Source organism: Kitasatospora sp. NPDC007106 (genome assembly GCF_040634455.1).
Lineage (GTDB): Bacteria > Actinomycetota > Actinomycetes > Streptomycetales > Streptomycetaceae > Kitasatospora > Kitasatospora arboriphila.
The window spans coordinates 1-2,573 of sequence record NZ_JBEYFP010000811.1; the positions used below are offsets into that span (position 1 = coordinate 1).

Here is a 2,573-nt window from a genome sequence, read left to right on the forward strand (position 1 = left end):
GCCGGCTTGCGCGCTGTGGTTCGTCGTCGTGGCACCACCCTGGCCAGGAACGTCCCGGCTCCGGGACCGCGCGGAGACCCGACGGCCGCTGCCCGAGGTGATCGGCCTCCGGGCGGACGGGCCGCACCCGGGCGCCGCCAAGGAGACCGAGGACGGCCACCGCTACGCCCTGCCGACGCTGGTCTTCCGGGGCCCGGCCGGCTGCCGGGCGGTGCCGGGGTGGCGGCCGCTCGCCGCGTACCTGGCGGCGGTGCGGGCCGTCTGTCCGGGCCTGGCGCCGGTGTCCGACTCGCTGACTCCGGAGCAACTACTGCTGCATCACCGAAGCCTGACGGGGATGGACCTGCCGCCCGGTCAGGAGGGCGCGCCCGCCGGGGCGCTCACCGTGCTCACCGGCACGGGCCCGGTGTACCTGCACCCGGACGAGGCGGCCGGCTCCCGGCTGCTCGCCGGCTCGGGCCGGACGCAGCCCTGAGCTGCAAGGACCGTTCGCAGTCGGCCCGTTGCCCGGCCGCGGAGGCCCCCGTACCGCCGAATGAGACACCAAAAGGTGTCCATTGACAGTCGGGTTCCGCAGCCGACAGGATGACGGCATGCTCTCCACGCACCCCAACGTGGTGTGCCGCTACGTGGACTTCCGGCGCACCAGCAGCGACCTCTGTCGCTGAGCGCCCCGCTCCCGCCGACGGCCTGACCACCGCCGCGCTGTCCGAGCCCCCCGCGGCGCCGCCCGAGCCCGCCGCCCCCGCGTCAACTCCCGCGCTCTTCGCCGTGCCGCGCCGCCCCCGCCCCGGGGAGCCGTCGGACACCCCCTTCTCCGAACCACCGGTACGCGCCGTGCCCGCGCACCGCCCGCCGTCCATGGACCCGCCGTGTCCCGGGCCGGGCGCCGAGGGCCGTCCCGCCGTGCCGCGAAAGGTGACGCACGCCCATGACCAGACTCCCCGCGCCCTCGCCGTCCCTCGCCAGACGCTCCTTCCTCGGCCTCGGTCTCGGGGCCGGCGCCGCTCTCGCGCTGGCCGCCTGCGGCGACGCCGGCACCGGTCCTGCCGGTGCGCCGGGCTCCGCCGGAACCCTCACGTGGGGCTGGGCGCTGCCCACTTCCTGGGACCCGGTGTTCTCCTCCGCCGGCTGGGACGTGCACGTCCTCTCCCTCGTCTACGCCGGGCTGACCAAGCTCGACGAGAAGGGCACCGCCGTCCCGGCCCTCGCGAGCGGCTGGACGTACAGCCAGGACGGTACCTCCGTCACCTTCACGCTCCGCCCGAACCTGGCCTTCGCGGACGGCAGCCCTCTCGACGCGGCCGCCGTCAAGAAGAGCCTGGACCGCGGCCGCACCGACCCCAAGTCGCTGGTCGCCCCGCAACTCGTCCACGTCAAGCAGGTGCTCGCCCCCGACGCCAGTACCGTTGTCCTCGACCTCACCCAGCCCGACTACCAGTTGCCCAACCTGCTGGCCGGCAAGACCGGCATGGTCGTCAACCCGAAGGCCTTCGAGGCCGACGCCGCGGGCATCGCCACCAGACCGGCCGGCGCCGGGCCGTTCACCCTCACCTCCTACACCCTCAACACCAAGGCCGTGCTGCGCCGCAACCCCGGCTACTGGGACGCCGCCTCGATCAAGTTGGAGAACTTCGAGGTCTACCCGCTGCCGGACGCCGCCACCGTCGTCGGCGGGCTGCAGGCCGGGCAGTTCGACGTCGCGCAGATCCCGGGCAGCCAGGTCGAGGCGGCGAAGGCAGCCGGACTGGAGGTGCAGGAGATACCGTCCCTGGTCGTCGCCGTCCTCGACGTCAACACCACCAAGGCGCCGTTCGACAACCCGGACGTCGTCGAGGCGCTGAAGTACGCGATCGACCGCGAAGCCCTGGTGAAGACCCAGCTGTTCGGTCACGGAGAGGTCAACTACCAGCCCTTCCCCAAGGGTTACGTCGGCCACGACCCGGGCTCCGACGACCTCTACCGCTACGACCCGGACAAGGCGCGGGCCCTGCTCGCCGGGGCGGGACACCCGGACGGCGTCGAGCTGACGCTCACCACGAGCGCCGCCCAGGGCCTGCCCGAACAGCTCCAGGCCCAGCTCAAGGCCGTCGGCATCCGCGCCACCATCGAGGTGATCCCCGCCGCCCAGGCCACCCAGATCGTCTACATCCAGCACTCCAAGGCGCTGTTCACCGACCAGTTCGCCGGCCGGGACTCCGCCGCCCAGGCCTTCCAGGTGCTCTTCGGCGAGCAGGGCCTGATGAACCCCGGCCGCACCACCCCGCCCGAGCTCAAGGCCGCCGTCGAGAAGGTTTCCCGCACCCCGCTCGACTCGCCCGACTACCCCGTGGCGCTCCGGGCGGCCACCGCGCTCGCCGTACGCGCCATGCCGAACGTCTTCCTCTACAGCGTGCCCCGCCTGCTGGCCCGTCGCCGCACGGTCTCCGCGATCCCCGCCTTCACCGTCGTCCAGCGCTTCGAGGGGGTGACCGCGTCATGAGCACCGCGGCACTGCCCGCCGCACCCGCCCCGACCACCGCCCGGCCCGGCGACCGGTTCGTGCGGCGGCTCGCACGCCGCGCGGCCCGCGC

Annotated in this window: 1 protein-coding gene and 1 pseudogene; both read left to right on the forward strand. The window is 74.0% G+C overall.

Annotated features, from left to right (window positions below):
* Positions 1–475: pseudogene (locus tag ABZ641_RS32685) on the forward strand (hypothetical protein); the annotation flags it as partial.
* A gap of 456 nt (positions 476–931) precedes the next feature.
* Positions 932–2,482 (forward strand): ABC transporter substrate-binding protein, encoded by a 1,551-nt coding sequence (locus tag ABZ641_RS32690; RefSeq protein ID WP_359987728.1) that lies wholly within the window; start codon positions 932–934, stop codon positions 2,480–2,482.
* The last annotated feature ends 91 nt before the right edge of the window (positions 2,483–2,573 follow it).

Excerpts from the sequence above, each read along its gene's own strand:
- ABZ641_RS32690 (WP_359987728.1), top strand. The coding sequence starts at position 932 with ATGACCAGACTCCCCGCGCCCTCGCCGTCCCTCGCCAGACGCTCCTTC.